Source organism: Burkholderia sp. Ac-20379, from assembly GCF_017104645.1.
GTDB lineage: Bacteria > Pseudomonadota > Gammaproteobacteria > Burkholderiales > Burkholderiaceae > Burkholderia.
The window spans coordinates 1-26,252 of the sequence record NZ_JAAGPF010000088.1; the positions used below are offsets into that span (position 1 = coordinate 1).

General features: G+C 66.4%; 18 protein-coding genes and 1 pseudogene. 12 read left to right on the plus strand and 7 right to left on the minus strand.

Annotated elements, in window-relative coordinates; genetic code table 11:
• Nucleotides 1–1,046 (plus strand): Gfo/Idh/MocA family oxidoreductase (locus tag G3N92_RS14025; RefSeq protein ID WP_206128130.1); only part of this gene is annotated, 1,046 nt, incomplete at its 5' end.
• Between the two features lie 5 nt (nucleotides 1,047–1,051).
• On the plus strand, nucleotides 1,052–1,870 hold the full coding sequence (locus tag G3N92_RS14030; protein ID WP_206128131.1) for an alpha/beta fold hydrolase: 819 nt from the start codon (nucleotides 1,052–1,054) through the stop codon (nucleotides 1,868–1,870).
• Between the two features lie 38 nt (nucleotides 1,871–1,908).
• On the opposite strand, the gene G3N92_RS14035 is transcribed toward G3N92_RS14030, so the two are convergent.
• Complete coding sequence (locus G3N92_RS14035) at nucleotides 1,909–2,961, minus strand: WYL domain-containing transcriptional regulator (protein WP_206128132.1); 1,053 nt, start codon at nucleotides 2,959–2,961, stop codon at nucleotides 1,909–1,911.
• 207 nt (nucleotides 2,962–3,168) lie between these two features.
• Here G3N92_RS14035 and G3N92_RS14040 point away from each other — a divergent pair, with 207 nt between their 5' ends.
• The 3 genes from G3N92_RS14040 to G3N92_RS14050 all read left to right on the plus strand — a co-directional run bounded on the left by G3N92_RS14040 (nucleotide 3,169) and on the right by G3N92_RS14050 (nucleotide 8,176).
• The gene (locus tag G3N92_RS14040) at nucleotides 3,169–4,584 is read left to right on the plus strand and encodes a DUF456 domain-containing protein (protein WP_206128133.1); all 1,416 of its coding nucleotides are present in this window, start codon (nucleotides 3,169–3,171) and stop codon (nucleotides 4,582–4,584) included.
• 9 nt (nucleotides 4,585–4,593) lie between these two features.
• Entirely contained in the window at nucleotides 4,594–7,854 is a 3,261-nt protein-coding gene (locus tag G3N92_RS14045; RefSeq protein WP_206128134.1) for a hypothetical protein, read from the plus strand.
• Nucleotides 7,855–8,032: 178 nt separating this feature from the next.
• Complete coding sequence (locus tag G3N92_RS14050) at nucleotides 8,033–8,176, plus strand: hypothetical protein (RefSeq protein WP_206128135.1); 144 nt, start codon at nucleotides 8,033–8,035, stop codon at nucleotides 8,174–8,176.
• Between the two features lie 35 nt (nucleotides 8,177–8,211).
• Here G3N92_RS14050 and G3N92_RS14055 read toward each other — a convergent pair whose 3' ends face one another.
• Both G3N92_RS14055 and G3N92_RS14060 read right to left on the minus strand, forming a co-directional pair.
• Nucleotides 8,212–9,030: a Sir2 family NAD-dependent protein deacetylase gene (locus G3N92_RS14055; protein ID WP_206128136.1), complete on the minus strand. Its 819-nt coding sequence runs from the start codon at nucleotides 9,028–9,030 to the stop codon at nucleotides 8,212–8,214.
• 54 nt (nucleotides 9,031–9,084) lie between these two features.
• Nucleotides 9,085–10,476 carry a hypothetical protein gene (locus G3N92_RS14060; RefSeq protein ID WP_206128137.1) on the minus strand — a complete coding sequence of 464 codons (1,392 nt, stop codon included), beginning with the start codon at nucleotides 10,474–10,476 and terminating at the stop codon, nucleotides 9,085–9,087.
• A 280-nt stretch (nucleotides 10,477–10,756) separates the two neighbouring features.
• Between G3N92_RS14060 and G3N92_RS14065 the strand changes: the two genes are divergently transcribed.
• Together G3N92_RS14065 and G3N92_RS14070 are read left to right on the plus strand one after the other, a co-directional pair.
• On the plus strand, nucleotides 10,757–11,599 hold the full coding sequence (locus G3N92_RS14065; RefSeq protein WP_206128138.1) for a Sir2 family NAD-dependent protein deacetylase: 843 nt from the start codon (nucleotides 10,757–10,759) through the stop codon (nucleotides 11,597–11,599).
• Between the two features lie 5 nt (nucleotides 11,600–11,604).
• Nucleotides 11,605–12,729: a WYL domain-containing protein gene (locus G3N92_RS14070; RefSeq protein ID WP_206128139.1), complete on the plus strand. Its 1,125-nt coding sequence runs from the start codon at nucleotides 11,605–11,607 to the stop codon at nucleotides 12,727–12,729.
• Nucleotides 12,730–12,928: 199 nt separating this feature from the next.
• Here G3N92_RS14070 and G3N92_RS14075 read toward each other — a convergent pair whose 3' ends face one another.
• Nucleotides 12,929–14,476 (minus strand): amidase, encoded by a 1,548-nt coding sequence (locus tag G3N92_RS14075; RefSeq protein WP_339385914.1) that lies wholly within the window; start codon nucleotides 14,474–14,476, stop codon nucleotides 12,929–12,931.
• Between the two features lie 216 nt (nucleotides 14,477–14,692).
• On the opposite strand from G3N92_RS14075, the gene G3N92_RS14080 reads away from it, so the two are divergent.
• Nucleotides 14,693–15,553, plus strand: a complete 861-nt coding sequence (locus G3N92_RS14080; RefSeq protein WP_241014781.1) for a transporter substrate-binding domain-containing protein — start codon at nucleotides 14,693–14,695, stop codon at nucleotides 15,551–15,553.
• 40 nt (nucleotides 15,554–15,593) lie between these two features.
• Here G3N92_RS14080 and cydC read toward each other — a convergent pair whose 3' ends face one another.
• Nucleotides 15,594–19,139: a thiol reductant ABC exporter subunit CydC gene (cydC, locus tag G3N92_RS14085; protein ID WP_206128140.1), complete on the minus strand. Its 3,546-nt coding sequence runs from the start codon at nucleotides 19,137–19,139 to the stop codon at nucleotides 15,594–15,596.
• Nucleotides 19,140–19,244: 105 nt separating this feature from the next.
• Here cydC and G3N92_RS14090 point away from each other — a divergent pair, with 105 nt between their 5' ends.
• Entirely contained in the window at nucleotides 19,245–20,123 is an 879-nt protein-coding gene (locus G3N92_RS14090; protein WP_206128141.1) for a LysR family transcriptional regulator, read from the plus strand.
• 64 nt (nucleotides 20,124–20,187) lie between these two features.
• Here the strand turns inward: G3N92_RS14090 and G3N92_RS14095 are convergent, their stop codons facing one another.
• Nucleotides 20,188–20,928 carry a GntR family transcriptional regulator gene (locus tag G3N92_RS14095; protein ID WP_206128142.1) on the minus strand — a complete coding sequence of 247 codons (741 nt, stop codon included), beginning with the start codon at nucleotides 20,926–20,928 and terminating at the stop codon, nucleotides 20,188–20,190.
• A gap of 155 nt (nucleotides 20,929–21,083) precedes the next feature.
• Here G3N92_RS14095 and G3N92_RS14100 point away from each other — a divergent pair, with 155 nt between their 5' ends.
• Nucleotides 21,084–22,625 (plus strand): DASS family sodium-coupled anion symporter, encoded by a 1,542-nt coding sequence (locus G3N92_RS14100; protein WP_339385915.1) that lies wholly within the window; start codon nucleotides 21,084–21,086, stop codon nucleotides 22,623–22,625.
• Between the two features lie 36 nt (nucleotides 22,626–22,661).
• Nucleotides 22,662–25,085, plus strand: a complete 2,424-nt coding sequence (locus G3N92_RS14105; RefSeq protein ID WP_206128143.1) for a hypothetical protein — start codon at nucleotides 22,662–22,664, stop codon at nucleotides 25,083–25,085.
• A gap of 13 nt (nucleotides 25,086–25,098) precedes the next feature.
• On the opposite strand, the gene G3N92_RS14110 is transcribed toward G3N92_RS14105, so the two are convergent.
• Nucleotides 25,099–25,788: a LexA family transcriptional regulator gene (locus G3N92_RS14110; RefSeq protein WP_206128144.1), complete on the minus strand. Its 690-nt coding sequence runs from the start codon at nucleotides 25,786–25,788 to the stop codon at nucleotides 25,099–25,101.
• A gap of 219 nt (nucleotides 25,789–26,007) precedes the next feature.
• Here G3N92_RS14110 and G3N92_RS14115 point away from each other — a divergent pair.
• Nucleotides 26,008–26,252 (plus strand): annotated as a pseudogene (locus G3N92_RS14115) (hypothetical protein); the annotation flags it as partial.

The following is a 26,252-nucleotide window of genomic DNA, read 5'->3' on the forward strand; positions in this document are numbered from 1 at the left end:
CCTATCTGAACGGCCTGGCCGCCGCGCCCGAGCACTTCGAGCTGGTTGGCATCCTGGCGCGCGGCAGCGCGTTCGCGCGGGGCTGTGCCCAAGCGCGCGGCGTGCCGCTCTACACCGACGTGGCAGCGTTGCCGGACGCGATCGACGCGGCCTGCGTGGTGGTGCGCTCCGGCGTGGTGGGCGGCGCGGGCGCGCGGATCTCCGCCGCGCTGCTCGAACGCGGCATCCACGTGATCCAGGAACAGCCCGTCCATCACGACGAACTGGCCGACCTGCTGCGCCGCGCGCGGCAGGCAGGCGTTTGCTACCGCCTCAACGGCTTCTATCCGCACGTGGCCGGCGTCGCGCGCTTCATCGCGGCGAGCCGGCACGTGCTGACGCGCTGCCGACCGTTGTTCGTGGACGCCGCCTGCAGCGTCCACGTGATGTATCCGCTGATCGACATCCTTGGCCAGGCGCTCGGCCAGTTGCGCCCGTGGTCGTTCGCGATGCAGGCGGCGGCCGACGGCGCGCAGGGGCCGTTTTCGAGCGTATCGGGCCGCATCGGCGGCGTGCCGCTGACGCTGCGGGTGCAGAACGAATTCGATCCGGCCGATCCCGACAACCATATCCATCTGTTCCATCAGATTTCGCTCGGCACCGACGGCGGCACGCTGATGCTGACCGGCAGCCACGGCCAGTTGCTCTGGCAGCCGCGCATGCGTCTGCAGCGCCGCGGCGACGGCGTGCTCGACCTGTCGGCGCGCCATCCGGCGCTCGACGCGCCGGTCGCCTCGATCCTCGGGCCGGCCGCCGCGCCGAGTTTCCACGACACCTTCGAACGCGTCTGGGGCGATGCCGCGCGCGACGCCCTGCTCGGCTTTCATGCGGCGATCGTGGCCGGCCGCCCCGACAGCGCGCGTCAGCAAGCCACGCTGAGCGCGGCGCGCGCCTGGGGCGAACTGGCCGCCGAGTTGGGCGCGCCGCGCTCGATCGCGCCGCCCGACAGCGCGCCACTGTCCGCCGACGAAATCGCCACTCACCTCGACGAGGCCCTGTCACGATGAACCTGATGTTCTCCCCCCGCCCGCTCCGCTCGGCCTGGTTCCGCAAGGACGCGCCCCGCCCGCTGGCCCGCGCGCGCTTGATCTGCCTGCCGCATGCGGGCGGCACCGCCGGTTTTTTCCGCGAATGGGCCGCGCTGCTGCCCGACGCGGTCGAACTGCTCGCCGTGCAGTATCCGGGGCGCGAGGAACGGATCGACGACGCCATGATCGATGCGATGCCGGACTTGGTGGCCCGGCTTGCCGACGCCATGACCGAGGTGGCCGATCTGCCCTACGTGCTGTTCGGCCACAGCATGGGGGCCGCCATCGCCTACGAGCTGTGCGTCGAACTGCTGCGCCGCGGCACGCGCCTGCCGCGGCGGCTCGCCGTGTCGGCGCGCGAGGCCCCGCATCGGCATCGCCCGGGCCACTGGCACGCGGCCGGCGACGCCGAGCTGTGCGAGGAACTGCTGCGCTTGGGCGGCACCGCTTCCGCGCTGCGCGAATCGGACGACCTGCGCGCGCTGGTGCTGCCGATCGTGCGCAACGATTACCGTCTGATCGAGACGTACCGGCCCGCGCCCGACACGGTGCGCCTGCCGCTGCCGATCGACGTGTTCGTCGGCCGCGACGATCCCGAGGTCACGCGCGAGGAGGCGGAGGATTGGCATTACCAGAGCTCGCGGGATTGCTGTCTGCGCGAATTCGACGGCGGGCATTTTTATCTGCAGCGCAATGCGCGGGCGCTGATCGGGCAGTTGCTGGCCGCGTTGCCGGTGGCGCACGATGGGGTGCGTCATGGGCAGGGCGGCGGTGCGGTTTTGGGGGTGTTGCCGTTGCCGTGAGGGGCAGGCGATGCCTCCGCGCGACAGATGGTGCGGAGTCATCCAACATCGACGGGCAACATCGCCTCACGCCCATATCGGCTCGCCGCCGCCGCCAAGTCCCGCGCGATCTGCTCGCGAATCTGCGCGGGCGCCAGCAATTCCACCGTCGCTGCATGCCCGAGCAGCAGATTGCGCAATGCCAGCGAGGGCGTCAGCGTCGCACTCAACAAGAAACCGCCCGGCTCCTCCGTGATCACTTGATCGTCCGAGAGCCGTGCCGCCCGGAACGGGCTGCGCACGCCGTTGGGCTCCGACACCCGCAACACCACCGGCTCCGGCGGCTCTGGAAACCATTCGAAGATCTTTTCGGCGCGAATGAACTTGGCGAGATCAAACGACGCGTCGCGCTGCATGTCGTATCCGCACGGCTCCACCGCGGCAATGCGATCCATGCGCAGCAGAAACGGATCGCCTTGTGCGCCGCTCGAGCGGCGCAGGCTCACCACCAAATACCAGAACGGCGCCTTTTCCACGATGGCATAAGGCAGCACCAGATAATCGCGCAGCCCACCCTCGGCGGGATCGGCGACGCGGTACGCAATCCGTAACGATTCGTCCCGGTACAGCGCTGCGCATACGGTGTCGAACACGGCATCGCCGATCTCGGGCGCGAGCATCGGATAACCGGGCTCGACCCGGGCGGTCTTGCCGATCCACGCTTGCGCACTGCGGATGCGCGAATCCGATGGCGACACGCCCAAAACGCGATTGGCGCCCTCAAGATATTCCTGGAAATCGCCGATAACGCCAGGTGGAACGTGGTGCCTTGCCAACTGGCGCAGTTTCAGTAAAGCCAGCGAAAGATCGACCGGCGGCCGCATCGAATCGCGCGGGCCGCGCGCGAGCAGTGTCCATGTCGTATTGCGCCCATCGCCGTCGCGTTGGATCAAGCACGCGTCCTGCAATTTCACGAACAGGCGTCGCACGGTCTTTTCGCCTAATTGCGGCAGGCGGGCCAGCACGGCGCTCTTGAGTTCGCTCGAAGGCCAGGCACGTTGCGACTGCGACGCCATCACATCTAGAACAGTTTTTTCTTCCGGTGTAAGCATGGGCAAAGCACATCTTTTAGGGTAAAAAAATCCTTGATTCCGATCACCCGCTCACGATAGATCCGGAACCGGACACGCCGTGTCCAGTTGAAAATCCATAATAAATAGCCCCGAACGCATGACATATCTCGCCGCGATCATAGGACAAACCGCCGATTATCGCAGCCATGCACTGTATGCGTCGCCATGCCTCAACCAGGAACGAACATGAACCGCGAGTACAAAGAAACCGTCGTCAAGTCGATCAGTGCATGTCCCATCTGGCCGGCGCAGGCCACGCAGAAGATCGGCGAGATGATGGGGGAAATCAATCAGGCAAACAGCCTTTTGAGCACGATTTCCCGAACGGCCCAAAACAACGCGATCAAGGGCGGGTTTGCCGCGGAAACCTTTCACGCGGAATCGTTCAATCTGGATGCCATTCTCAAGGACAAGGACGTCCAGGCATTCACCGACACCTTCCGCAACTCGCCGCTGATGCGCAACGATTCGACGCACGACATCGTCGTGATGAAGGATGGAAAAAAAGCACTCACTGCGCAATTGAAGTATTACAAGGATGCGGACGCGACGCAGAAAGCCTTCCGCTCGACCAAGGACGGCGTTCACCATTACGAACACACCGATCGCTTCATCGGGCCGTCGGATCAAACCCCAGGCATCAAGGAATCCGCGCACAAAGCGGCGCTGAAGAATCAGCAGACCCGCCCGGAAGTGTCCCGCGCGGCGGAAAAGGTTCGCGACAACACGGCCAGTCAACTCGAGGTGGACGGCGTGCAATCCACCCCGCTCAGCAAAGCCGAGGCGGAACAACTCGGCGCCGGCACCCGACAGGGCACGGATCTGCACGAAAAAATGCAGAACGGTTATCTGAACAAAGCCACGCTTCAGCAAAGCCTGCGCGCGGCCGGTTCCGCCGCCGTCATCACGGCGGTGACGGCCGGCTGCATCAACACGTTTCAAAGCATCAAGCAAGTGCGCAACGGCGAACTCGACGCCGAACAGGCAGCACTTCGGATTTTGCGCGACACCGCGATCGCGGCGGGCGACAGCGCTTTGAAAGCCGGGGCGGCCACGGCCAGCGTCAGCGTGGCGGCGCGTTCGCTGCCGGCGCTGTTTTCCGGTTCCGCGTTCCAGACCAGCCTCGCCAGCGGCACCATTGCGGGCGCCACCATCTGCGCCGTGGATCTGGTGCAATGCCTGGTGCTGTTCGCCGCGGGCAAGATGACGCGCGACGAGCTGGAAACGCGTACCGGCAAGAACATCTTTCAAACCGGCGCAGCCGTGGTGGGCGCCTCGGTGGGCGGATCGATCGGCGCGTTGGGCGGGCCGGTCGGCATGCTGATCGGCAGCCTGGTGGGCGGCATGATCACCTCGCTGGCCATGAATATCGCGCTCGACAACCACGTCGAGAAAAATTTCCGACTCACGCTGGACGCCACGGAACGGGTCGTCGGGAACGGCGTGGCCATGCACGACGCATTGCAGTATCTGCAGCGCTCGCAAGATTACTATGCCGATTTCCACAAAGGACTCTATTTGTCCGAACGGCATTTCGCGCAGCAAATCAAGACCATGCAGGCACAAAGCGCGAGCCTGAAAAACAAAATCAATAACCTCTGAGATCAAACGATGAATGAAGCGACACTGACCGAACAACGGCAGATTTTCGAGGCTCCGCTGGATAGCTCGGAACTCGCACAGATCAATGCACTCGTCGACAAACACCGGGCCAACGCCGCCATCACGCAGCAATTGGCACTCGATGCATCGCGGCTGGTGACCGCCAGCCAGGAGCGCCTGGCCCGACAATCGGAAGCCGGATTCTTCAAACGGCTCGCCAGCACCATCAGCGGCAAGACCAGCGAGAACCAGGCGTTGAATCAAGCCGACATGCTGCAGATGCAACGTTTTTCCTGGCATTATCTTCAGCAATTGCAGCAACAAAACCTGATCAATGCGCAAAGCATCGCCGTGATCCGCAACAATCTCGGCACGATGAACGGGTACATCATCGAGACACGGGATTTTCTCGAACAGGCCGTCGACAAAATCGATCAGCGGCTCCGCCATGTCGAGAACAACGCGAGCTTCAACAATTGGGCGTTGAATATCGAGGCGAACAAGCGCCGCTTCCTGCCGATCCCGAAGCACTTGCTGGTGCTGCGGCTCGCGTACGATTTCCGGCTCCAGCACCAGGCGGCCATGCTCACCGGCCGCGATGTCGGGAACTACCTCGTCACGACGCTGGAGAAGCTGAATATCAATTGCGACGAGGAAGTCCGCTTGCTGGATTTCGTCAGCGAATTGATCGATCAGATCGGCTTTGTCGGCCTCGATCACTACCGCACGATCATCGCGCTGTCGACCGATGAGCAGCCGATCGACTCGGCATATATCCAGCAAACCATTTCCGGCGTCGGCTTCAACGCACTGTATTTTCTGTCCGATCACTACGAAAAGATCGCCGATATGATCGGCGATCCGGATTTGTGCAGCAACGATCTCGCGCGCGAAAAAATCATCTCGAAATTTTTCGGCCAGGAGCTGGCCGGGCTTTCCGCGACCTACAGCATCCGCGATCTGATCTGCGAAATCGTCGGTGGCAGCCAGCTTGCGATCGAACTCTATCGGGAACAGCACGGGCTGAACGCCCAGCCCGAGGCGATCGAGTTGGACACGGCGCCGGAGCACGTGGCGCTGGTGTCCGCCTTGCCGGAAATCCAGGCTCACAGCTTCCTCGATGCCTGCGAAAGCGAGGAATCGAGACGCCACTACCTGCTATTGCTGGCCTTGTGCGTGGACAATGCGGCGGCGCTGAACGCCATCGCACGCGAGTTCATTTGCATGCTGGGGGAAAGGGCCGGTCTGTCCGACCTGATGCGGGATGTCGCTGCGTTGGCCGACAATCCGCGCAAGGCAATTCAGTGCCAGCCGATCATGCAGGCGCTGCTCGACGACGAAGACAAGAAAACCACCTGGTTGCTCGATGCGTTCTTCCTGTTGACGCTGGCCCAGAAGTCAATCGAAAGCCCGCAAATCAAGATCGTGCTCGGCATGCTCAAGCTGGCGCAGTTGAAGGCGAGCTTGCCGAACCTGATGCTGATCGTCGGCAGCAGCGAACCGCCTGCGATACTCGACGCGGCGAACAAGCTCGCCGCCGTCACGCAAGGCTGGAAGAACGTGATTCGTTATCGCGAGCTGCGTTTCGACCCGTGCTATGCGGATATTTTCAAACAGCTGAACGCGACGGGCTGGGCCAATATACGACTTATGTCGGAAAACAGCAGCGTGTATATCAAAGCGATGGAATACGCGGTTTACTTTCCGTCGTCGGACAGCGGATTTCTCAGCAACCTGGTCGACAAGGCCGGCTCCTCCGTGTACAGCGCGGGAAGACGATCGGCGCTGTCGAGCCTGAACGCGTACCGTCAGAAGGCGCGTGATTTTCTGTCGGAGCACAGCTCCGTACTTTATAAGGCAAACAGCCAGATCACGCGCTGGAACATGCCGTCGTTCGAGTTCTCGGACGCGATCAGCTACACCGACTACGTGCTGGACGACTCCACCGACAATGAGGAATGGAGCGATCAGTTCCAGCGATACTACGAGCAAGTGGATCAATCGCTGAGATCGTTTTCCTCGGTGTGCGACGACGTTGCCGCACAGCTCGAATTTTTTGCCAAAGGCGATTTCGATTCGTCGGTGCTCAAGATCAAGGAGCAGAAACGCGTCGACTCGCTGAAAAAGCGCGAACTGGAGCAACTGGAAAAACAATCGGTCGCTGTCGTCAAGGACGGCGAGCCGTCCATGCTGAGCATCCAGTGGCAGCAAGTCGAAAATCCGCCCTGCCCGCCCGAACATATCACCGCGATCAAGACCGACGGCAGGATCTGGTTCGTGGTGGCCCGCATCGATTCCAAGGACCAGTTTTATCGTAGCGAAGACGGTGTGCAGTGGCAGCAAGTACAACTGGATGTGCCCGACTACACCGTCTGGGTTGAGAAGCTCGTCATCGTCAATGGCTTGTGGATCGTGTGGAACAGCGAGCTGACGCGCGGCACGCGCCGAGAAGGTTGCTACTACTCGAGCGACGCGCTGTCATGGAAACACAGCGTGGGTCCGGCGCCGGCGAACAACACCCGCTTGTCCTTGAATGACGGGCGTTTGTCTTATAAAGACATCGTATATTTCAATGGCATGTGGTTGTGGAGCGCGACCAAGTACCGGAATTACAGCTATGTCGAGAAAGGCTTCTTTTCCGACACCACCAAGACGGGCTCCTACCCGGAAACCATCGTATTTTGCGCACGCGATCTCGATGGCCCATGGGAGCGCTGGGATGCGACGCCGCGAACCGACGACGGCGTGGAGATCGAAATGATTTGCGCCCTTCCCGGCCGCAACGCCTTGCTGGCGTTCTGCAAATACGACTGGTCGTACATGCGCGACAAGAAAAAGCCCGAGCAGCCGCCGTTCGTCATGTATTACGGTGCCGCGAAATCGTGGCAGAAATGTAACTGGGGCACCAGCCAGCGCTCGTACTTGTCTGGCGCATCCCCGGTTTTCGCGGGTGCGAACGGCGGATTGATGTTTGTCTCCTCGGGAATCCTCACGTCGGACAGCGGCTACGAATGGGAATCCCGGGAAACGCAGCAATTTGTCGACGATTGCTTTCCATTGCGGGACATCAGTCTCTTCAGCTCGAAGAGCAGGTCATCTCTGCTCGTGAGCCAGGACGATGCGAAGACGTTCAAGGAACTCCGGCTGGAAGAAGGCAACTGGAGTTACCTGACCGCCAACGCGTCAAACCTGCTGGCCGTGTACTACGCCAACCGGCATGAGGAAACAGTGCTGCGCATCGGGCAATATCGCTATCTGGCGCAATCCTGAACGCAGGTCAGAACCGCGCGGCCGCCTATGGCGGCCGCGGGCGTTCCGGCCGTCTTGCACGCGGCGAATACACCCGGATTTTCCACGGTCCGGACAAGCCATGTCCGGTTGACTCCCTACGATGCAGACTGTCACGCGGTAGTGCGTGGACACAACCTCATCACCGGAGCACATCACGATGCCTTACAACAACTCGGCACTCGACACGCTTGCTGCTTTTGCCATCACATTCGCAGCAGGTATCCTGTCCACGCTCGCTTTGGGGAAGTACATCGAAAAAGTGCGGCGGGATGCGATCGCTTCGGTTTCGCACCCAGGTTGAGCGCACGCCGCTTTGCATGACGGGCGCGCTCGGTCCTAGCCGAGCCGCGCCTCGATGGCCTGCAAGGCTGCCCAAGCCCCCATTGCGATGCCAAGGCCGCATGCCGGATCGATCTCGCACTCCCCCGGGTTGATGCGTATCACGCGCGGCCCGTGCCGCTCGCTGAACCGGCGTACCGTCGGCAATGCCGTGCCGGCGCCCAATTCCACCACCACCAGCCTTTCCACGCCGCGCAACCAGCGCTGCCGACGCGAAGCCTGAGCCTGCGCGAACCGGTCGACCCAGTTGCAATCGCTGAACATCAGGATATTGGGCCGGGCCAGCGCGCCACAGTGCGGGCAACGCGGCAACACGCCTTGCCACCGGCAGGTCGTCGCGTCGACGTGCGGCTCGAGTTCGCCGGCTGGCCAGATGTCGTCCGTGCATGCCTCGACGCACTGCAATGCGTGAATGCTTCCGTGGCAAGCTTCGATCTGGCTGCCAGCGAAGCCGGCCTTCTCGAATTGGCCGTCGACGTTGCTCGTGAACACGAACCCGCCGTGCGTCATGCGCGACGCCCACTTCAGCAGCACCCGAAAGCCGGGATGCGGCTCGGTCGTGCGATACAGCGAAAGACGGTGCCCATAAAACCCCCAGGCAAGCTGGGGATCGCTCGAAAACACGGCGGGATTGGCGATGTCCTCAAACGAGAATCCGTGGTGCCGAAGGGCGGGATAGGCTCGCCAGAAGCCGCCGTTCCCGCGAAAGTCCGGCAAGCCGGAATCGATTCCCATCCCAGCACCCGCCGTCACGAGCAGGCCGTCGGCTTCGCGCAGCCAGGCTGCTGCGCGCGCGAGATCCGAATCGCGATTCATGTTGGCGCCCGCCTGGATGCCGCCGCATTTGGCGCGTGTGTCTCCCGCATTCGATCAGTCGCCCTGGATCAATGCGTCGAGATAAGGCCTGAGATCGACGCGGCCGCTACCGCTCACATCCAGTAGTTCGCGATTCAGACGCCAGTGCCTGCCGCCCGCTTGCCGCGGCTGGGCAATGAATACATCGATGGATTCCAGCACGGCGGCAAGGCGGCTGGCGAAGCCGGGGCTTTCCTTGGTGGCCTGTTTAAGTACGGCTCCCAAGCCTTTCGGCGCGTCGTCATTTGCCGCGAGGACGACATCGTTCGCAAGCGGAAATGGCCGATCTTCGAATTTATCGTTCAAAGACTGGAGCGTCGCATTCAATTGCTGATCGCTTAACTCGAACGGTGAGGTGCCGTCGGGGGCACGTGTTTGGATACCCGCCGTCGCGGCGGCCAAGCGATACTCGAATGGAATGCGTCTGGCTGGCGTCCAACATTGCGTCCAGGCGTCCTCGCGCGGTGCGTCATCCGCTTGTGCCGCCATGTTCCAAGCACCGGGCGGCGGACAATTCGTATCGGCATCGCTATCGCGAATCGGGCCATCCGCCAGGTCGTAGCCGAACATGAACAAGGCGGCCTCCATCGCACGCATTTGCTGCGTTTTCGAACCCAGACGCGAAAACGCGCTTCGATCGAATTCACGCTGCGATGCGATTTCGGCCAGTAGCCAGCTCGCTTTCATGTTCCAGCTCGCGTAATAGCGCCCTCGCCTCAGACGAGGAAACCGGTAGCTGCCTTCGGCGGGATTGCGTTGCGGCGGATTGGCCGCGTTCGGTCCGGATTTGGCTGCCGCCCACGGAAAGCGCAGTTCACTCGGCACCTGGCTGCGCCCCGTCTCGCGGCAGAACAGCACCACGGCCCGACACAACGCGGCCGCCACCCGGCTGTCGTAGATGATGAAGTCGTCGCATGCCAGCGAATAGATCTTGCTCATGCCCGACGTGAAGCGCAGTTCGCTGCGCTGAAACACGGGATGCTCGGTATCGCCCGAATGGATCGCGTCGCGCACTTCGCCGATCGCGCGGCATAGATCGTCGCCCATCTCGATGAGCCAGGTCACGTTATGGTTTGTCACGCCGCCCCATGCCATCAGGGCCTTCGCGGCGCTCAGCACGCGAGGGTTGTCGCCTTGCTCCAGGCCGTCGCGCAACGCTTTCTGCAATGTGTCGAGCACGCCGAAATTGGACGCGAAGTCTTGGCCGGCCGCAAGGCCATACTCCGGCAGCGCTACGGCGTGCCAGGCGTAGTTCAGGTATGCCTCGTACAAACTGCCGCACCGCCATGCGGTGCCGTCCCTGCGCCGGGTGTAGGCGTGTGCGAAGGTGGCATCGTCGAGACGCGCGCCGATCCATGCAACGAAAGCTTGTACTTCATCGCTACCGAGATAATCGCTCTTGATCATGCAGAAGTTTCCGTGATTCGAAATAGGCCGGCATGCCGGATCAAAACGCTGGCATCGCTGGGCGTAATAACGGCATGACGCCATGCTTCTTGAAAAATGCCGCGTCGAACAATCCGCCGTTCGAAGCCGGGTGCGGCAAAGCGGAGTATCGCGATGAATTGAGACATCGCGCGTCCCAATCGGCCGAATGTGACCGGCACGCCACGCCCGCCCGATCAGGACAGGTTCTGTCCTAATTCGCATGGATTCTCGGCTTTTTCCCAGCACGGAGAGCCGAACCATGTCGATCACCCACACCAGCCTTGCGCGCGCCGCCCGATGGATTGCCGATGCCGATGCGCTTGTCATCACCGCAGGCGCCGGAATGAGCGTGGATTCCAATCTGCCCGATTTCCGAGGCACGAACGGCATCTGGCAAACGCTATTGCCTGCCGGTATGCACGAGGGCGAGGTCGGCTCATTTACGCAAGGGGACTGCTTCACGGCGAAGCCGCGCGACGCCTGGCGGTTCTTCGGGCGGGCGCTCGACGTATGCCGCGCCACCGTGCCTCATGACGGCTACGCGCTGCTTCGTCATTGGGCCGCAACGAAACGTCACGGCGCGTTCGTCTACACCAGTAATGTCGACGGGTTGTTTCAGGCCGCCGGCTTCGAGGAAGCGCGCATGCTCGAGTGCCACGGCAGCCTCCATCACTTTCAATGCGCCCGCCCGTGCTCCCCCGTGACGTGGCCCGCACCCGATTGCATCGTGCCCGGCCGGCCGCCGCGCTGCATTCATTGCGGCGGCCCGGCGCGCCCCAATTTCCTGCTGTTTTCCGATCCCTCCTGGGTCGTCGCACGCACCAACGCGCAGCGCCTTCGCATGGAGCAATGGCGTGGCCTGCCGGCGAACGCGGTCGTTATCGAAATCGGCGCGGGAACCGCACTGCCCACGGTCCGGATGTTTTCGGAAAGCCTGCGCTTGCCGCTGGTGCGCATCAACCTGCACGACGCCGGGCACGACGACGGCCGCGTGGTCTCGCTTCAGGGCACGGCGCTCGATGTCCTGCAACGCCTCGGGTTCGCGCTCCGCGCCGCCGGCGGGCGCTCGAACGGGTTGAAACCGTATCCGATACACTTCTGAGCGCCATGCGTAAAACCCGCCACCACATGATCATTCAAGAAGCGTTGCTTGCCATTCTTCCCTACGTCGAGGATCCGGAAAATACGGCGGACGCCGCGTCCCGAGGCATGCGCCACGGGGACGTGTATCGCCACCTGAGCGCGCGCCTGGATGATCTCCCCACGCGACGAAGCGTGCGGCGCGTGATGAACGCCATGCCGGATTACGTCGGGCACGTGGGCAACACGAACGCCGCGCGCTGGTTCAAGGTGCGCGACACGGTGACGTTGAGCAACGACTGGCGAATGAACGTGGACACGGCGATCGCGCTGCTCGCGCTGGAGCGCATCGCCGGCCGCCAGTTGCCGGGGGCGATCATGGAGGCCTTGGCGCCGCGATTCGCGCAGGCACGGGCCACGCTCGACATGAATGGCTCCGAACACGCCAGGAAAGGCAAGACGTGGAACGCGAAGATCGCGCGCATTGCCAGCGCGCGGCCCCTCCTGCTTCCCGCGATCGATCCCGACATCTATCGACGCGTCACCGACGCGCTCATGCGAGACCGGAAAATCCATCTGTGCTATCAGCCCCTCAAGCCAGGCGCGAAGCCGAAAAATTATGCGAACCTCTCGCCGTTCGGCTTGATCGACGATGCGGGCATTTTCTACCTCGTCGCCGAATCGCAAAACGGCACGCGTCTGTTCCGGCTCGACCGGATGCAGTCCGTCAAGGTGCGTGACGAGCCGAGCGTCGCGATGCCCGCTAGCGATCTCGATGCGTTCCTGGCGAGCAGCGGCATCGCCGGCTTCAAACCGGAACCGCCCGTTCTGCTCGAACTACGCGTGCATGCCCGCGAAGGACGCCACGAGCGTTCGGCCTTCGAGCACGCGCTCAACCAGTTCCGGCTCGACGAGAGCCAGCACGTCGTTGAATGGGCGGAGGACGGGGAATCGTTCGTGATCGCTGCGCAGGTTCGCCCATCGGTTTCGCTGCGCAACTATCTTTTCAGCCAAAGCGACACCGTCGAAGTCCTGTCTCCGCCCAGCATGCGTGCCGATTTTGCCGAGCGGGTCGAACGCATGGCGCAGCGCTATCGGCAGGCGACGCCCGAGGCGGCATCGGTTCAGTCGGCGCCTACCTCGATCGCATAGCCGAGACGTCGGTGTGTCCTGGCGCTCGGCATCGAGCCGGCGCCGGGAGGCTGTCGATCAGCGCCTGCGCCGCCGCATGGCGACACGCTTGACGGCAAGGCGGCCGGCAGCACGCGAATCGATCGCGGGCATTCAGAACTTCGCCGCGAACCTGGCCGGCGGCGTCATTGTCACCTTCGCCGATACGATGCTCGCCGCGTTACGGCGCGTCCGCAACCGCGAAACCGCGCCGGCCGCTCCCGCTCCCGCACTCGTACGCATGCGCCAGCGCCAGCAACCCCGCCTCGCTCCAATGCCGCCCCACGAAAATCAAGCCGAACGGTGCGCCCGACGCGTAGCGCCCTGCGGGGATCGTGACCGCGGGAAAGCCGCCGATATTGATTTCGTCGACCGTGGTTTCCTCGATCGGCCGCCCGGCGTGCAGGCCCGGCAGTTCCGAGCGCATCTGCGGAAACACCAGCGCATCGAGGCGATGGGCGTCGAACACGCGGTTCAGGCACGCGGTGTAGCGCGCCTGAACCGCCAGGAACGCGGACATATCGGGCGCGCTGGCAGCGGCCTCGGACGTCCAGCCGAACGCCGGCAGGTGCGGCATGAATCTCAGCAAGCCGTCGGGCGCGAACCACGCCGGGTCAGCCGCGAGCCGGACGAAATCGTCGAAGCCGCGGATCGGCGCGCCCGGGCCGTAGCGCGAGAAGTATCGATCGAGATCGTGGGCCAGCGATTCCAGGCCGCGCGCATCGAAATTCAGGGTGGGCGGCGTGGGTTGCCGAAGCGCGGCGAACCCGGAGCCCGCGAACGGATCCTCGGCCAGCGTGGCGCCGAGCCGCACCAATTCGGCCTGCGCATTCGCATACAGCGCGGCGGCCTCGCCCGAGAGCGGTTGCGGGCGCCATCCCGGCCCGTACAGCCCGAGCCTGGCGCCCGCGAGCGCATCCGGGCACAGCGCCGCCGTGTAGCCCCCCGCCCCCGGGTCGTGCCCGAGCGCGGCCGAGGTGTTCGGATCGTCGCCGCCGTACCCCGCCAGCACGTCCAGGCATCGCGCGGCGTCGCGCACGGTGCGCGCGATCGGCCCGATCACGTCGCGCAGGCTCGAGAGCGGAAACGTGCCGGTGGCCGGCACCAGGCCGACGGTCGGCTTGATGCCGACCAGCCCCTGCGCCGACGCCGGGTTCTGGATCGATCCCCCCGTTTCCGCGGCCAGCCCGACGACGGCCATGCCGCACGCGACCGCCGTGGCCGAACCGGTGCTGCTGGCGCCGGGAACGCGGTCAGGCATCGCCGCATTCAGCGTCGGCCCGGCCCAACTGTTGTTGGCGTGACTGCCCGAGCAGCCCAGGATCGGGACATTGGTCTTGCCGAGGATCACCGCGCCGGCCGCCCTGATCCGCTCGACCACGGTGGCGTCGCGCGACGGCACGAGCGCCGTGCCGCCCAGCGGGCCGTGCAGCTTCCACCATCCCGCCGTGGTGGGCAGGCCGGCGACATCCATGGTGTCCTTGACGGCCACCGGCACGCCCGCCAGCGGCGGCAATCGCGCGCCGGTTTCGCGTAGCCGGTCGATCCGTCTCGCCTCGTCGAGCGCCGCCGGGTTCATGCAGACCATCGCGTTGTAGGTGCCGTCGAGGCGCGCGATCCAGGCCAGGCTCGCGCGGGTCAGCGCCTCGGCGGTGAAGCGGCCCTTCAGCAATCCGCTTTGAATGGCGTCGATGGTGATCGTCGTCAAATCGAATTCGGCGGTGTTCACCTCAATCACCTCAACCCGATTCGATGCCCCGTTTCGCTTCGGACGATGCGTCATGCGCCGCCCAATTGGAATTGGATATGAGCGAAAACGCCGCTATTGCAGCGCCGATATTCAATCGAACCGGAAAAAGAAAGCATGACTGGATTGACGATTTGCAAATAACAAAACAATGGATCGGCAGATTATAAGCATTGCGTATGATTTCCATCAATTTGAATGCGCAGGCTTTATAAAAAGCCCATTCCGGGCACGCCTGTCTTTACGTGGAAAGTCAGATCGAACATGAAAAAAATCAAGCGGCATTGGCTGATCGCCGGGGCGCTCGCGGCGGTGCTCGTCTCCAACGTTCGCGCGGATCCTTTGCTCGATGCGGTCAAGCGTTCGGGGACGCTGCGCGTCGCCGTCGAGGGCACCTATCCGCCGTTCAGCTTCCGCGCGCCGAACGGCGAGATGGACGGCTTCGACGTGGATGTCGCCCGGCAATTGGCGAAGCGACTCGGCGTCAAGGCGCAATTCCTGGGCAATGAATTCTCCGGCATGTTCGCCGGGATCGCGTCCGGGCGCTTCGATATCGTCGCCGACGAAGTGGCCATCACGCCGGAGCGGCAGGCGGCCGTCGATTTCAGCACGCCTTACGTGCAATCGGCGCCGCAGCTTCTGCAACGGGCCAACGACCCGCGATCGTTCGGTTCGCTGGCGGAACTCAAGGGATTGAAAATCGGCACGGTGCTGGGCGGCTTGTTTCAAAAAATCGCCGAATCGGAGCCCGGCGTAAGCGTAGTCACGTATTCCGATCAAACCCAGGAAATGAGCGATCTGGCGTCCCGGCGAATCGACGCGGCCTTGAACGATCAACTGATGATTGCGTATCTGATCGAGCGATCGCATCTGCCGATCAAGGCCAGCGCCACGTTGCCGAAATACGGTTACGTCATGGCGTTCCCGTTCAAGAAGGGCAATCCCGATTTCAAGGCCGCCGTGGACAAGGCGCTCGACGACATGCGGCGCGACGGCACGCTGAAGGCGATTTCGACCAAGTGGTTCAATCGCGACGCGACGCAAGTGTCCGGCGGCTAGGCGCCGCCGCCCGCGCTCCCGATCCGGCCGGTCGCCGGGCTCAAGCCGCCACGGCTCCGGCCTGATGCGCCACCAGCCGGGCGTAGGCGCCCTGCCGGGCCAGCAACGCCGCATGCCGGCCGGCTTCCACCACGCGGCCATGGTCCATCACGAGGATCAGATCGGCCTGGCGGATCGTCGACAGCCGGTGGGCGATCACGATGGCGGTCCGGTTCCGCATCAAGCCGTCGAGCGCGGCGCGAATCTGTTGCTCGCTGAGCGTATCGAGGTGCGAGGTGGCCTCGTCGAGAATCAGGATCGGCGCATCCTTGAGAAACGCGCGCGCGATCGCGATGCGCTGGCGTTGCCCGCCCGACAACTGCACGCCGCGCTCGCCCACGCGGGTGGCGAGCCCATCGGGCAGCCGCGCGACGAACTCGCCGAGCGCCGCGCGTTCCAGCGCGCGCCGAACGTCCTCGGGCGAGGCATCGCGCCGAGCCAGCCGGATGTTCGCCTCGAGCGTGTCGTTGAACAGGTAGGTATCCTGCGCAACCAGCGCGATGCGTTGACGCAGGGCATCGAGCCGCAGCGTCTTCACGTCGGCCCCGCCCAAACGGATCTGGCCGTGTTGCGGATCGTGGAACCGCAGCGCGAGGTTCGCGATCGTCGATTTGCCCGCCCCCGATGCGCCGACCAACGCCACCGTGCTGCCCGCCCGTACCTCGAAGCTCAGTTCGTCGACCGCCGCTTCGGCCCGGCCCGGGTAGGTGAACCGCACCTGCTCGAAGCGCAGCGTCGCGTCGTCGGGCGCGTCCTGGCTGCCGTCCTCCACCGGCACGGGCTCTTTTTCCACGGCCCGCAGGCGCCGTGTCGAGGCCACCGTGTCGGCCAACTGGCGCGCCGCCTGACCGATCTCGCCCACCGGCGAGAACGCCGCCGCCGCGATCAGCACCGCGAGCGGCAGGATTTCCCGCGCCAACCCGCCCTGCGCGACGAGCCAGCCGCCCATGGCCGCCACGGCCAGGCCGCCCAGGCCGCTCGCCACATCGAGTGTCGCGGCTTGCCGCGACAGATCGGCCAGCAGGCGCAGGCGGGTTTCGCGGTAAGCCTGCACCTCGGCGGCGAACGCGGCGCGACGTTGCGCGATGGCCTGGAACGCGGCCAGCTCGGCCATGCCCTGAATCGTTTCCGTCAGATGCGCGCCCAGCAGCGCCAGCGACGCGCGCGCCTGCGCGCCGAGCCGGTCGACGCCGGCCCTCGCCAGCACCGGCGCGAGGCCGGCCCACAGCAGGAACGGCAGCAGCACCAGCGCGAGCGGCCAGGCCACCCAGGCGAGCGCCGCGAGCGCGGCCAGCGGGATCAACACGGCGACGAACGCCGGCGCCAGGGTGTGCGCATAGAAATACTCGACCGTCTCCACGTCCTGCGTGGCCAGCGCCACGAGGTCGCCCGAACGCCGGCGCAGCAAGCCCGCCGGCGCGAGGCGCTCCAGCGTCGCGTAGAGCGCGATGCGCATTTCCGCGAGCAAGCGGTACGCCAGATCGTGCGCCAGCCACGATTCGAGCCAGTGCAGTATCGCCGCGAGCGGCACCAGGCCGGCCAGTGCGAGCAGCAGGGAGTGGTAGGGCCGCCCGGTCGCGACGGCGGCCAGCACCCAGGCGCTGACAATGCCGATCCCGATGAACGCCAGCGTTCGGCCGATGCCGCACGCCACGGTCAGCCCGACCTTGGCCTTCCAGCGCGCCACGAAGCGCAGCAGCGTGCCCCACGTTTCGGGCCAGCCGATGTGCGCGGCATCGTCGTTCAGCGTGCGCGCGGGCGGCGCCGAGGCGGCCTGCCGCGCCGGCCCGGCGGCGGGCGTCAGCGGGACGGCGTCGCGCGCGGCCTCCAGTTGCGGCGCCATCAGCGTCCGATAGGGGCCGGGCGCGTCGATCAGGTCGGCATGCCGCCCCTGCTGCACTACCCGGCCCTGCTCCAGCACCAGGATGCGATCCGCGCCCACCACGCTCGACAGCCGATGCGCCAGGACCAGCGTGGTGCGCCCGCGCCGGAGCCGGTCGAGCGCCTGCTGGATCAGCGCTTCGTTCTCCGCGTCGACCGACGACAGCGCCTCGTCGAGCAGCAGGATGGGCGCGTCGCGCAGCAGCGCGCGGGCGATCGCCAGGCGTTGGCGCTGGCCGCCGGAGAGCGTGAGGCCGCGTTCTCCAACCTGCGTCTGGTAGCCGTGCGGCAGCGCGGCGATGAAGTCGTGGGCATTCGCGGCGCGCGCGGCCGCCTGCATCGCCGCGTCGGACGCGTCGGGACGGCCCAGCCGCAGGTTGTCGGCGATGCTGCCGTCGAACAGCGTGGCGTCCTGCGCCACCACGGCCGTCATCGCCAGCACCTGATCGATGTCGAGCTCGCGCACGTCGTGCCCGCCGATCCGCACCGCGCCGCCCTGCGCATCGTGCTGCCGCAGCAACAGCCGCAGGATCGTCGATTTGCCGGCGCCGCTGCGGCCCACGATGGCCACAGTTTCCCCGGCCGCCACCTCGAAGCTGAGCGCGTCGTGCGCCCCGGCCTGCCGGCCCGGGTAGGCGAAGCTCACCGCGTCGAACGCCAGCGACGGCGCGAGCTGTGGCACGCGCCGCCCCGAGCGCGCGGCGCTCGCGTGCGCGTTGCGCGCCTCGAGCAGATCATGGATCGCGTTGGCCGCCGACTGGCCCATCATGCCCTGGTGCAGCACGCCGCGCAGGTCGCGCAGCGGCCGGAAGATCTCGCTGCCGGCCATCAGGACGATCAGCAGCGCCTCCAGGCTCATCTGCCCGTGCGTCACGCGCCAGGCGCCCAGCGCCATCGCGCCGGCCGCCCCCAGGCCGGTGCCCAGATCGGTGAACAGCCGCGTGAGCAGGCCCAGCGCCAGCACCCAGAACGAGCTGTCGGACAGCGCGCGGGCCTTGAGCGCAAGCGATTGGCCGAAGGCGCGGCTCTGGCCGAACGATTTCAGCGTCGGCAGGCCCTGCACGGCATCGAGGAATTCCTCGCCGAACGCCTTGAAGCTGCGCGAACGGGCGATGGCGGCGCGCTGGTCGGCGCGGTGCACCAGTTGCGGCAAGGCCAGCGTGATCAACGCGGCGGCCAGCAGCACCGCGGCGGTCGGCAGATCCCACCAGGCCAGCGTGGCGAAGATGATCAGCGGCGCGCACACCGCGATCGCGAGTTGCGGAAGATAGGCGCCGAAGAAGGTCTGTAACTGCTCCACGCCGTCCACCACGGCCAGCATCACGCCGCCGGTGCGCTCGGCGCTGAACCACGCCGGCCCCAGTTGCATGATCCGGTCGAACAGCCGCTCGCGCAGATGCGCCTGGATCCGCGCGGCGGTGCGCTGCGCGACGGCCGCGCGGCGGTGCTCGAGCCAGGCGCGCAACAGCACGCAGATCGCCGTCTGCACGGCGGCCACGGCCACGCTGCGAAGCGGCGCCCCGGCGAACACCAGCGCCAGCAGGCGGCCGAGCAGGATGAAGCGCAGGATGCCGGCCAGCATGGCCGACAGCCCCAGCGCAATGGCGGCGGCGACGCGCCAGCGCATGCCGGCCATCATCGCCCACAGGCGGGTGTCGAAATACATCGTGTGCTCCGAGCGGAATCGCGTTCCGGGAGACCTTACGCGTTGCCGGAAACGGCGGCAAAAGATAGTTTTTCAAGGGGTGTTGAGTGAATTAACATACCCCGCATGCCCTATCTCCCGCCCCTCAACGCATTGCGCGCCTTCGAAGCCACGGCGCGGCTGGGCGGTTTCGCGCGCGCGGCGGCCGAGCTGCATGTCTCGACCAGCGCGGTCAGCCATCAGATCCGCGCGCTCGAGGCCGGGCTGGGTGCCCGTCTGCTCGAACGCAGCACGGGGCTGGGCGGAATCCGCATCACGGCGGCCGGCGAGCGCTTGCTGGCGGCCGCCGGCACGGCGCTCGAACTGATCGGAGCGGCGTGCGCCGAGATCCGGGGCGAGGCGCGCCAGCTCACGGTCGTCGCCAACGGCCCGTTCTCGTCGATGTGGCTGGCCCAGCGTCTCGCGCGGTTCTCGGCGCGGCATCCGGCCACCTCGATCTACGCGGAACTGCACGACGGCGAACCGGATTTCGCGCGCGGCAAGGCCGATCTGGCGATCGTGCACGTGAGCGGCGATCGGCTGCAGCCGGACGACGACGTGCTGCTGCGCGAAACCGTGGTTCCCGTCTGCAGCCCGGAATTGCTCCCGGTCGCATCCTCCGCGCTCTGCCGGATGCGGCTGCTGCAGGAAGCGCACCGGAACAGCCCGGAGATCGACTGGCGGGAATGGCGCGAGCGCCTCGACCTGCCGGCCGATTTCGAATCGAAGGTGGTGCGTTACAGCAGCTTCAGCCAGGTCATCGGCGCCGCGCTCGGCGGCGCGGGCGTGGCGCTCGGGCGCTTGCCGCTGATCGCCGACGAGTTGCGCAGCGGGCGCCTCGTGCGGCTCGCGCGCGGCGGCGAGATGGCCGCGTCGTGGCGCTTCGTCGTGCGGCGCAACCCGTTCGTCGAGCACCCGATGCGGGAAACGCTGCTCGCGTATTTGCGCGAACAGGCAGGGATCTGACGCCGATGGCGCATCGGCGTCAGCACCCTCAGCACCCTCAGCACCCTCAGCACCCTCAGCACCCTCAGCGCACCAGCTTGCCCTCGACGCCGCTCGTCACGACGAATTCGTAACGCTCCGGCCGGATGTGAAACACGGTGGATTCGCACACGCGGCCGTCGTCGAGCCGCGTCGTGCGGCGCATCACCAGCAGCGGCGCGCCGGCGGCCACCCCGAGGTGCTCGGCCACGCCGCGCTGCGCCGCCACCGCGGTCACCGTCATTTCCGCGTCGGCGATGCGCCAGCCCGCCACCCGCTCGATCATTTCGTACGACGGCAGCGTCTCGGCCTCGGCGCGGGACGTCACGCTCGCTTCCGGCAACAGGCAGGTTTGCGCGAGCGCCACCGGCTCGTCGTCGACGCGATGCAGCCGCTCCAGATACACGCAGCGTTCCACGTTCGCCGTGAACGCCTCGCGCAGCCCCGGCGGCACCTCGCACTCGTCGAGCCGCAGCAGTTCCATCTTCACCGTCACGCCCTGGCGGGCCAGCGAATCGTAGAACCCGCGCAGCACGTCGAGACGGTGCCGCAAGCGGCGCTTCGTCGCGAACGTGCCCTTGCCCTGCTTGCGTTCGACGAGGCCGGCCTCGTCCAGGCTGCCGATCGCCAGACGCACCGTGACGCGGCTGACGCCGAAGCGCGCGCCAAGCTCGGTTTCGGACGGCAGGCGCCCGGTCGGCTCGTACACGCCCCGCTCCATCTCGTCGCGCAACGTGGCGGCGATCTGTTGATACAGGGCGGTAGCGTCTTCTCGGATCAGCGTCATCGTCGTGTCGAGTGCCCGGGCGATGGCTTTCCCGCCAGGCGAATAAGGATATGAAAAGCGAATGGATCGCCAACTTGTATTAATACGTATTATGACGTCTCACCGCATTGGCCGACGGCCGGCCGCATTACAGCGTGACAATCAGGAGAACGCAAGTGCCACACGATCACACCGGGATGACGCCGCCCACGGCCGCCCCCGGTCTTTCCGCCTCGCCGGCCGGCCTGCACGCCGGCCCGACGACACCCGCCGCGCTGTGGCGCGCCCGGCTGGGCTTCGCCGCCGCGTGGCTCGCGTTCTTCGCGATCGGCTGGTGGCTGCCGCCGGTGCCGGGCCTGACGCCCAGCGGCCAGGCCACGCTCGCGGTGGTGGCCTGGGTGGCGATCGTCTGGGTGGTGGAGGCGATTCCGGTTGGGGTCAGCGGCATCCTGCTGCCGATGCTGCTGGTGCTGTCGCATGCGGCCCCCAATTTTCCGAAGGCGGCCAGCGGCTTCGCCGCGCCGGTGGTGTTCCTCTGCGTGGCCGCGTTCCTGTTCTCCGCGATCATGCAGGCCTGCGGGCTCGACCGGCGGCTGGCGCTGCTGCTGCTGAACCGGCTGCGCGTGCGCACCGCCAACGGCGTGATCTGGGCGATGTTCGCGGTCAACTTCCTGCTGTCGCTGGTGGTGCCCGCCGCGAACGCCCGGGCCGCCGCGCTGCTGCCGGTGACCAACGGCATCGTGCGCCTGTTCGGCGACAGCCCGCGCGAGCGCGACGCGCGCAAGGCGATCGTGATCCAGACCATCGTCTACGGCGCGATGATCAGCGGCATGTGCATCCTGACCGCGCATCTGCCCAACATGGTGGTGTCCGGCCTGCTCGAGAAGGAGCTGGGCATCCGCATTTCGTACTTCACCTGGCTCAAGCTGCAATGGCCGTATCTCGGCATGTTCGTGCTGACGCAGTGGTGGGTGCAGACCTATTTCCGCTCGCGCAACGTGGCGCTGCCGGGCGGCCGCGCGGCGATCGCCGCGATGCGCACCGCGCTGCCGCCGGCGCAGCCGCGCGACTGGCGCGTGATGGGTATGCTCGCGCTGGTGGCGCTGGCCTGGGCCGCCGAGCCGTTCCATGGCCTGCCGTCCGAGATCGTCGCGCTGATCGCGCTCGCGCTGCTGTTCGCGCCGGGCGTGATGGGCGGCCTCGACTGGCACGCGATCGAATCGCGCACCATGTGGGGCACGCTGTTTCTACTGGGCGGCGCGTTGTCGCTGTCGTCCGCGATCAGTTCGTCGGGCCTCGCGCAATGGGCCGCCGGCCATATCGGCTCGGCCGCGCACGGCTACGGCTGGTGGCTCGCGATCGGCATCGTGATGGTCGGCACGCACGTGATCCGGATCGGCATGCTGTCGAACGTGGCCGCGGTCACGATGATCGCGCCGATCGCGCTGGCGCTGGCGCCGCGCCTCGGCCTGCATCCGGTCGCCTTCACGATGCTGATCAGCGACACCGACAGCTTCGCCTATCTGCTCCCCACGCAGATCACCGCCGGCGTGATCGCCTACGGCAGCGGCGCGTTTTCCACCAGCGACTACGCCAAGGTGGGCGCCGGCTCGGTGCTGATCGGCATTCTCTACGGCCTGTGCGTGATGGCGCCCTGGTACGCGTATCTGGGCCTGCCGGTCTGGAACCCCGCCGCGCCCTGGCCGTTCGCCCACTGATACCCCGCCCCTCCCCGCCTTGTTGACTCGACCACGATGACCGACTCCCTCACTCCGCCCCCCGGTACCGACGACGGTATCGACGCCCGCGCCGCCGCGCTGCGCGAGCGCATCGGCCCGCATACCGCGCCGGCCGGCCTGTACGAGCGCAGCAAGCGGCTGCCGTTCGGCGGCCACGTCACCTGCAACGTCAGCCGCCTCGAGGCCGGAAGCTGGGGCGAGATCGTGCTCGACTACACGGTGGGCGCCTCGGGCATCGCCGACGGCGGTTGGCTCAAGGCGACGTTCAAGTTCTATTCCGACTGGGCGCTGTTCCAGACCAGCGACCCGACGGCCGCCAACTACGTCAGCGCCGAGTATCACGCCGCGCCGCTCGTGCCGGGCCAGAGCCCCTCGACGGTGCAGTCGCTGAACGTGCGCTTCGATCAGAAGGGCCACGAGCGGCCGTTCCAGAAAGCGGTGATCGTCGACGTGGTGGACGGCTACATCCATGCCGGCGACCGGATCGTGATCCGCCTCGGCGATCGCCGGCGCGGCCCCGGCACGCGCGTGCAAACTTTCGTCGAAGACAATTTCCGCTTCCGGCTCTATGTCGATCCGCTCGGCACGTCGCGCTTCGTCGCCGTGCCCGGCGACATCTCGATCGACGTGCACGCCGGGCCCGCCGCCGCCGTGCTGCTCAACGGGCCGCGCTTCGCGCGCCCGGGCACGCCGGTGTCGTTCCGGCTGTCGCTGCAGGATCGTTGGGGCAACGCCTGCTGCGATGCCGGCGCGACGGCCGAGGTGATCGCGCGCGATGCGCAAGGCCGCGTCGTGTACCGGCGCGACCACGCGCTGCAGGCCAACGGCTGGGCGACCTGCTCGATCGACGATCTGCCGGTGGACGCGGGCACCTTGCGGATCGTCGCCGCGGTCCGCGGCCAGCCCGGCATCCGTCCCGCCGAAGCGCACCTGACGCTCGATGCCGCGCTGCCCGCGCCGCGCAGTTGGTATGCGGATCTGCACGTGCACGCGCACGACACCGTCGGCACCAACAGCCCCGATTACAACGCCGCCTACGCGCGCGACATCGGCGGCATCGACGTGCTCGGCTACACGGCCAACGATTTCCAGATCACCGATGCGAACTGGCAGGCCGGCGTCGAGGCCGTCGAGCGCTTCAACCAGCCGGGCGAATTCGTGGTCTACCCGGTGCAGGAATGGTGCGGCAGCTCCACGGCCGGCGGCGATCACAACGTGGTGTTTCTCGGCGACGAGCGCCCCGGCTTCCCCTACAACGCGCGCGGCGAACACAACCGCACGCTGGTCTGGAACGAGGACATGAAGGGCACGGCCGTCGACCTGGGCCGCTGGCCGGTGGAGGAGCTGTGGGACGCCTATGCGGATCAGGCGCCGCAGCACCTGGTCATGCCGCACGTGGGCGGGCGCCGCTACATTCCCGATTGGCATCACCCCGAACTCGAGCGGCTCGTCGAGATCGCCTCGACCTGGGGGCATTTCGGCTGGCTCTATCAGGATGTGATCGAGCGCGGCTACCAGCTTGGCGTGGCGGCCAGCGGCGACGAACATCGCGGCCGCCCCGGCGGCGGCGCGCCCGGCGTGCAGGTGTTCGGCGTGCATGGCGGCCTGACCGGCGTGCTGGCCGAATCGCTCGATCGCCGCAGCATCGGCGAGGCGCTGCGCGCCCGTCACACCTGGGCCACCACCGGCGAGCACAGCGCGCTGCTGGTGCGTTGCGGCGATCATCGGCAAGGCGATGCGTTCCGGCATCGCGGGCCGGCCACGCTCGATTACCGCCTGCTCGGCCAGGCGGGTTGGGAATACGTGGCGGCCTACGACCACACCGGCGTGATCTGGGAGCGCGATCTGCACGCGGAACTCGGCTACGCGAAGCGGCGCATCCGGGTTCGCTGGGGCGGCGCGCGGATTCGCGACCGCTACCGCTGGGCGTCCTGGCGCGGCACGATCCGCGTGCTGAACGGCACGATCCAGAGCTTCAGCTCGAACGGCTTCGAGCACCTCGAGGAAGCCGCCTGGCGCGCGGGCACCACCGACATCGGTTTCGCGAGCGACACCTATGGCGATGCCGACAGCGTCGAGATCGAAGTGGACGGCCTGGCCGATGCCACGATCGTGGTCGAGGGCACCATCGACGGCTTCATCAAGGTGGGCGACCCGCTGGCCGGCAACCCGTTCGCGCATGCGCCGACGTTCCGCCACGAGATTCGCGGCGCGGATCTGCTGGCGGCCGGCGCCAGCCTGCACCGGCTCGGCGGCACCGAGCTGTTCGTCGCCATCGAACGGTTGACCGATCAAGCGCTGCCGGCCGAGCTGTCGGGCAGCCTCGAGATCGATCCGGTCAATGCCGCGTTCGGTCACCGCCCGGTGTATCTGTTCGGGCGGCAGCGCGACGATGCGAAGGTGTGGTCCTCGGCGCAGTTCATCACGTTCGAGGACTAAGCGATTCGGGGCGCTACAGCAGCGCCCCGCGCCAGATCACGTTGCCCACGATGTCGAGCTGCCCCAGCTCGGCCTCCAGCGCCGGGTAGCGCGGATTGTCCGACAGCAGCGTGACGCGTCCGCCGAGCCCGCGCTGCAACCGTTTGATGAACAGCGCGCCGTTGTCGCGCACCACGTAGATCTCGCCGTCGGTCACCGTCTCCCGATGGGTGTCGACGACGAGCGTGTCGCCGTGGCGAAAGGTCGGCGCCATGCCGTCCCCCGCCACCCGGATCGTCGCCAGATGCGCCGGATCGAAACCGTGCTTGGCCAGCCACTCGCGGCAGAACGCCAATTGCACGAGCTTGTCCTGCTGCGCGTCGCCGAGCGGCCCCGCGTCGCCCCGTGCCTGTGCCTCCGCCTCCGCCGGATCGCGGTCGCAATAGAGCGGCAGCAGCGTCAGATGGTTGTCGGGCCAAGCGTCGCGCGGCGCCGCCTCCATCGCGCCCGCGCCGGTGGCCAGCCAGTCCAGCTGCACCCCGCCGGCCTGCGCCAGTGCGATCAGCACGCGGCGCGTGGGCTCGGCCCCCGCCAAATATTTGTGGAACCCGCTCGTCGAGATGCCGGCGCGCTTGACCAGCGCGCTGGCGCTGCCCGCGCGGGCCACCAGCGCGCGCAGCCGCGCCACGAATGCCTCGTCGATCTCGTTGGCCATGCCTGTCATAGGCGGCGTCTCCCAGGTTGTGCCGGACGCAGTGTGCGCCTTTCGCGCACGCGCGTAGCGCACCAAATCCGATAACGATAAGAGAAATGATCATTAAGCGCGTTCGCTATCAGGAAATAGAATTCCCTATAGCGAATTTCTGATCGATTTTTCTTCACTAAAGCGAGGATCTTACCGGATGCGACGACTTGATGACACCGGCTGCCGACGAGGCAGCCGATGAGCCTGCGGATCGGCGTGCACCCGAACAACCTGCATCTGCAGATCGCGGCGCTGGCGTGGGCGGACGCCGCGTCGGCCGACGTGCGCTTCGTGCGTTTCGTGCCTTACGCCGAAGGGCGCGAGACGGGCCGGCGCCTCGCCGCGCGCGAGATCGACCTGGGCGGCACCGGCTCGACGCCGCCGCTGAGCGCGCAGGCGGCGGGGGTGCCGCTCGTCTATGTGGCGGCGGCCAAGCCGCGGCA

Excerpts from the sequence above, each read along its gene's own strand:
- G3N92_RS14095 (WP_206128142.1), bottom strand. The coding sequence starts at position 20,928 with ATGACGCTGATCCGAGAAGACGCTACCGCCCTGTATCAACAGATCGCC.
- G3N92_RS14070 (WP_206128139.1), top strand. The coding sequence starts at position 11,605 with ATGCGTAAAACCCGCCACCACATGATCATTCAAGAAGCGTTGCTTGCC.
- G3N92_RS14045 (WP_206128134.1), top strand. The coding sequence starts at position 4,594 with ATGAATGAAGCGACACTGACCGAACAACGGCAGATTTTCGAGGCTCCG.
- G3N92_RS14050 (WP_206128135.1), top strand. The coding sequence starts at position 8,033 with ATGCCTTACAACAACTCGGCACTCGACACGCTTGCTGCTTTTGCCATC.
- G3N92_RS14030 (WP_206128131.1), top strand. The coding sequence starts at position 1,052 with ATGTTCTCCCCCCGCCCGCTCCGCTCGGCCTGGTTCCGCAAGGACGCG.
- G3N92_RS14105 (WP_206128143.1), top strand. The coding sequence starts at position 22,662 with ATGACCGACTCCCTCACTCCGCCCCCCGGTACCGACGACGGTATCGAC.
- G3N92_RS14055 (WP_206128136.1), bottom strand. The coding sequence starts at position 9,030 with ATGAATCGCGATTCGGATCTCGCGCGCGCAGCAGCCTGGCTGCGCGAA.
- G3N92_RS14080 (WP_241014781.1), top strand. The coding sequence starts at position 14,693 with ATGCGCAGGCTTTATAAAAAGCCCATTCCGGGCACGCCTGTCTTTACG.
- G3N92_RS14065 (WP_206128138.1), top strand. The coding sequence starts at position 10,757 with ATGTCGATCACCCACACCAGCCTTGCGCGCGCCGCCCGATGGATTGCC.
- G3N92_RS14090 (WP_206128141.1), top strand. The coding sequence starts at position 19,245 with ATGCCCTATCTCCCGCCCCTCAACGCATTGCGCGCCTTCGAAGCCACG.
- G3N92_RS14060 (WP_206128137.1), bottom strand. The coding sequence starts at position 10,476 with ATGATCAAGAGCGATTATCTCGGTAGCGATGAAGTACAAGCTTTCGTT.
- G3N92_RS14035 (WP_206128132.1), bottom strand. The coding sequence starts at position 2,961 with ATGCTTACACCGGAAGAAAAAACTGTTCTAGATGTGATGGCGTCGCAG.
- G3N92_RS14110 (WP_206128144.1), bottom strand. The coding sequence starts at position 25,788 with ATGACAGGCATGGCCAACGAGATCGACGAGGCATTCGTGGCGCGGCTG.
- G3N92_RS14040 (WP_206128133.1), top strand. The coding sequence starts at position 3,169 with ATGAACCGCGAGTACAAAGAAACCGTCGTCAAGTCGATCAGTGCATGT.
- cydC (WP_206128140.1), bottom strand. The coding sequence starts at position 19,139 with ATGTATTTCGACACCCGCCTGTGGGCGATGATGGCCGGCATGCGCTGG.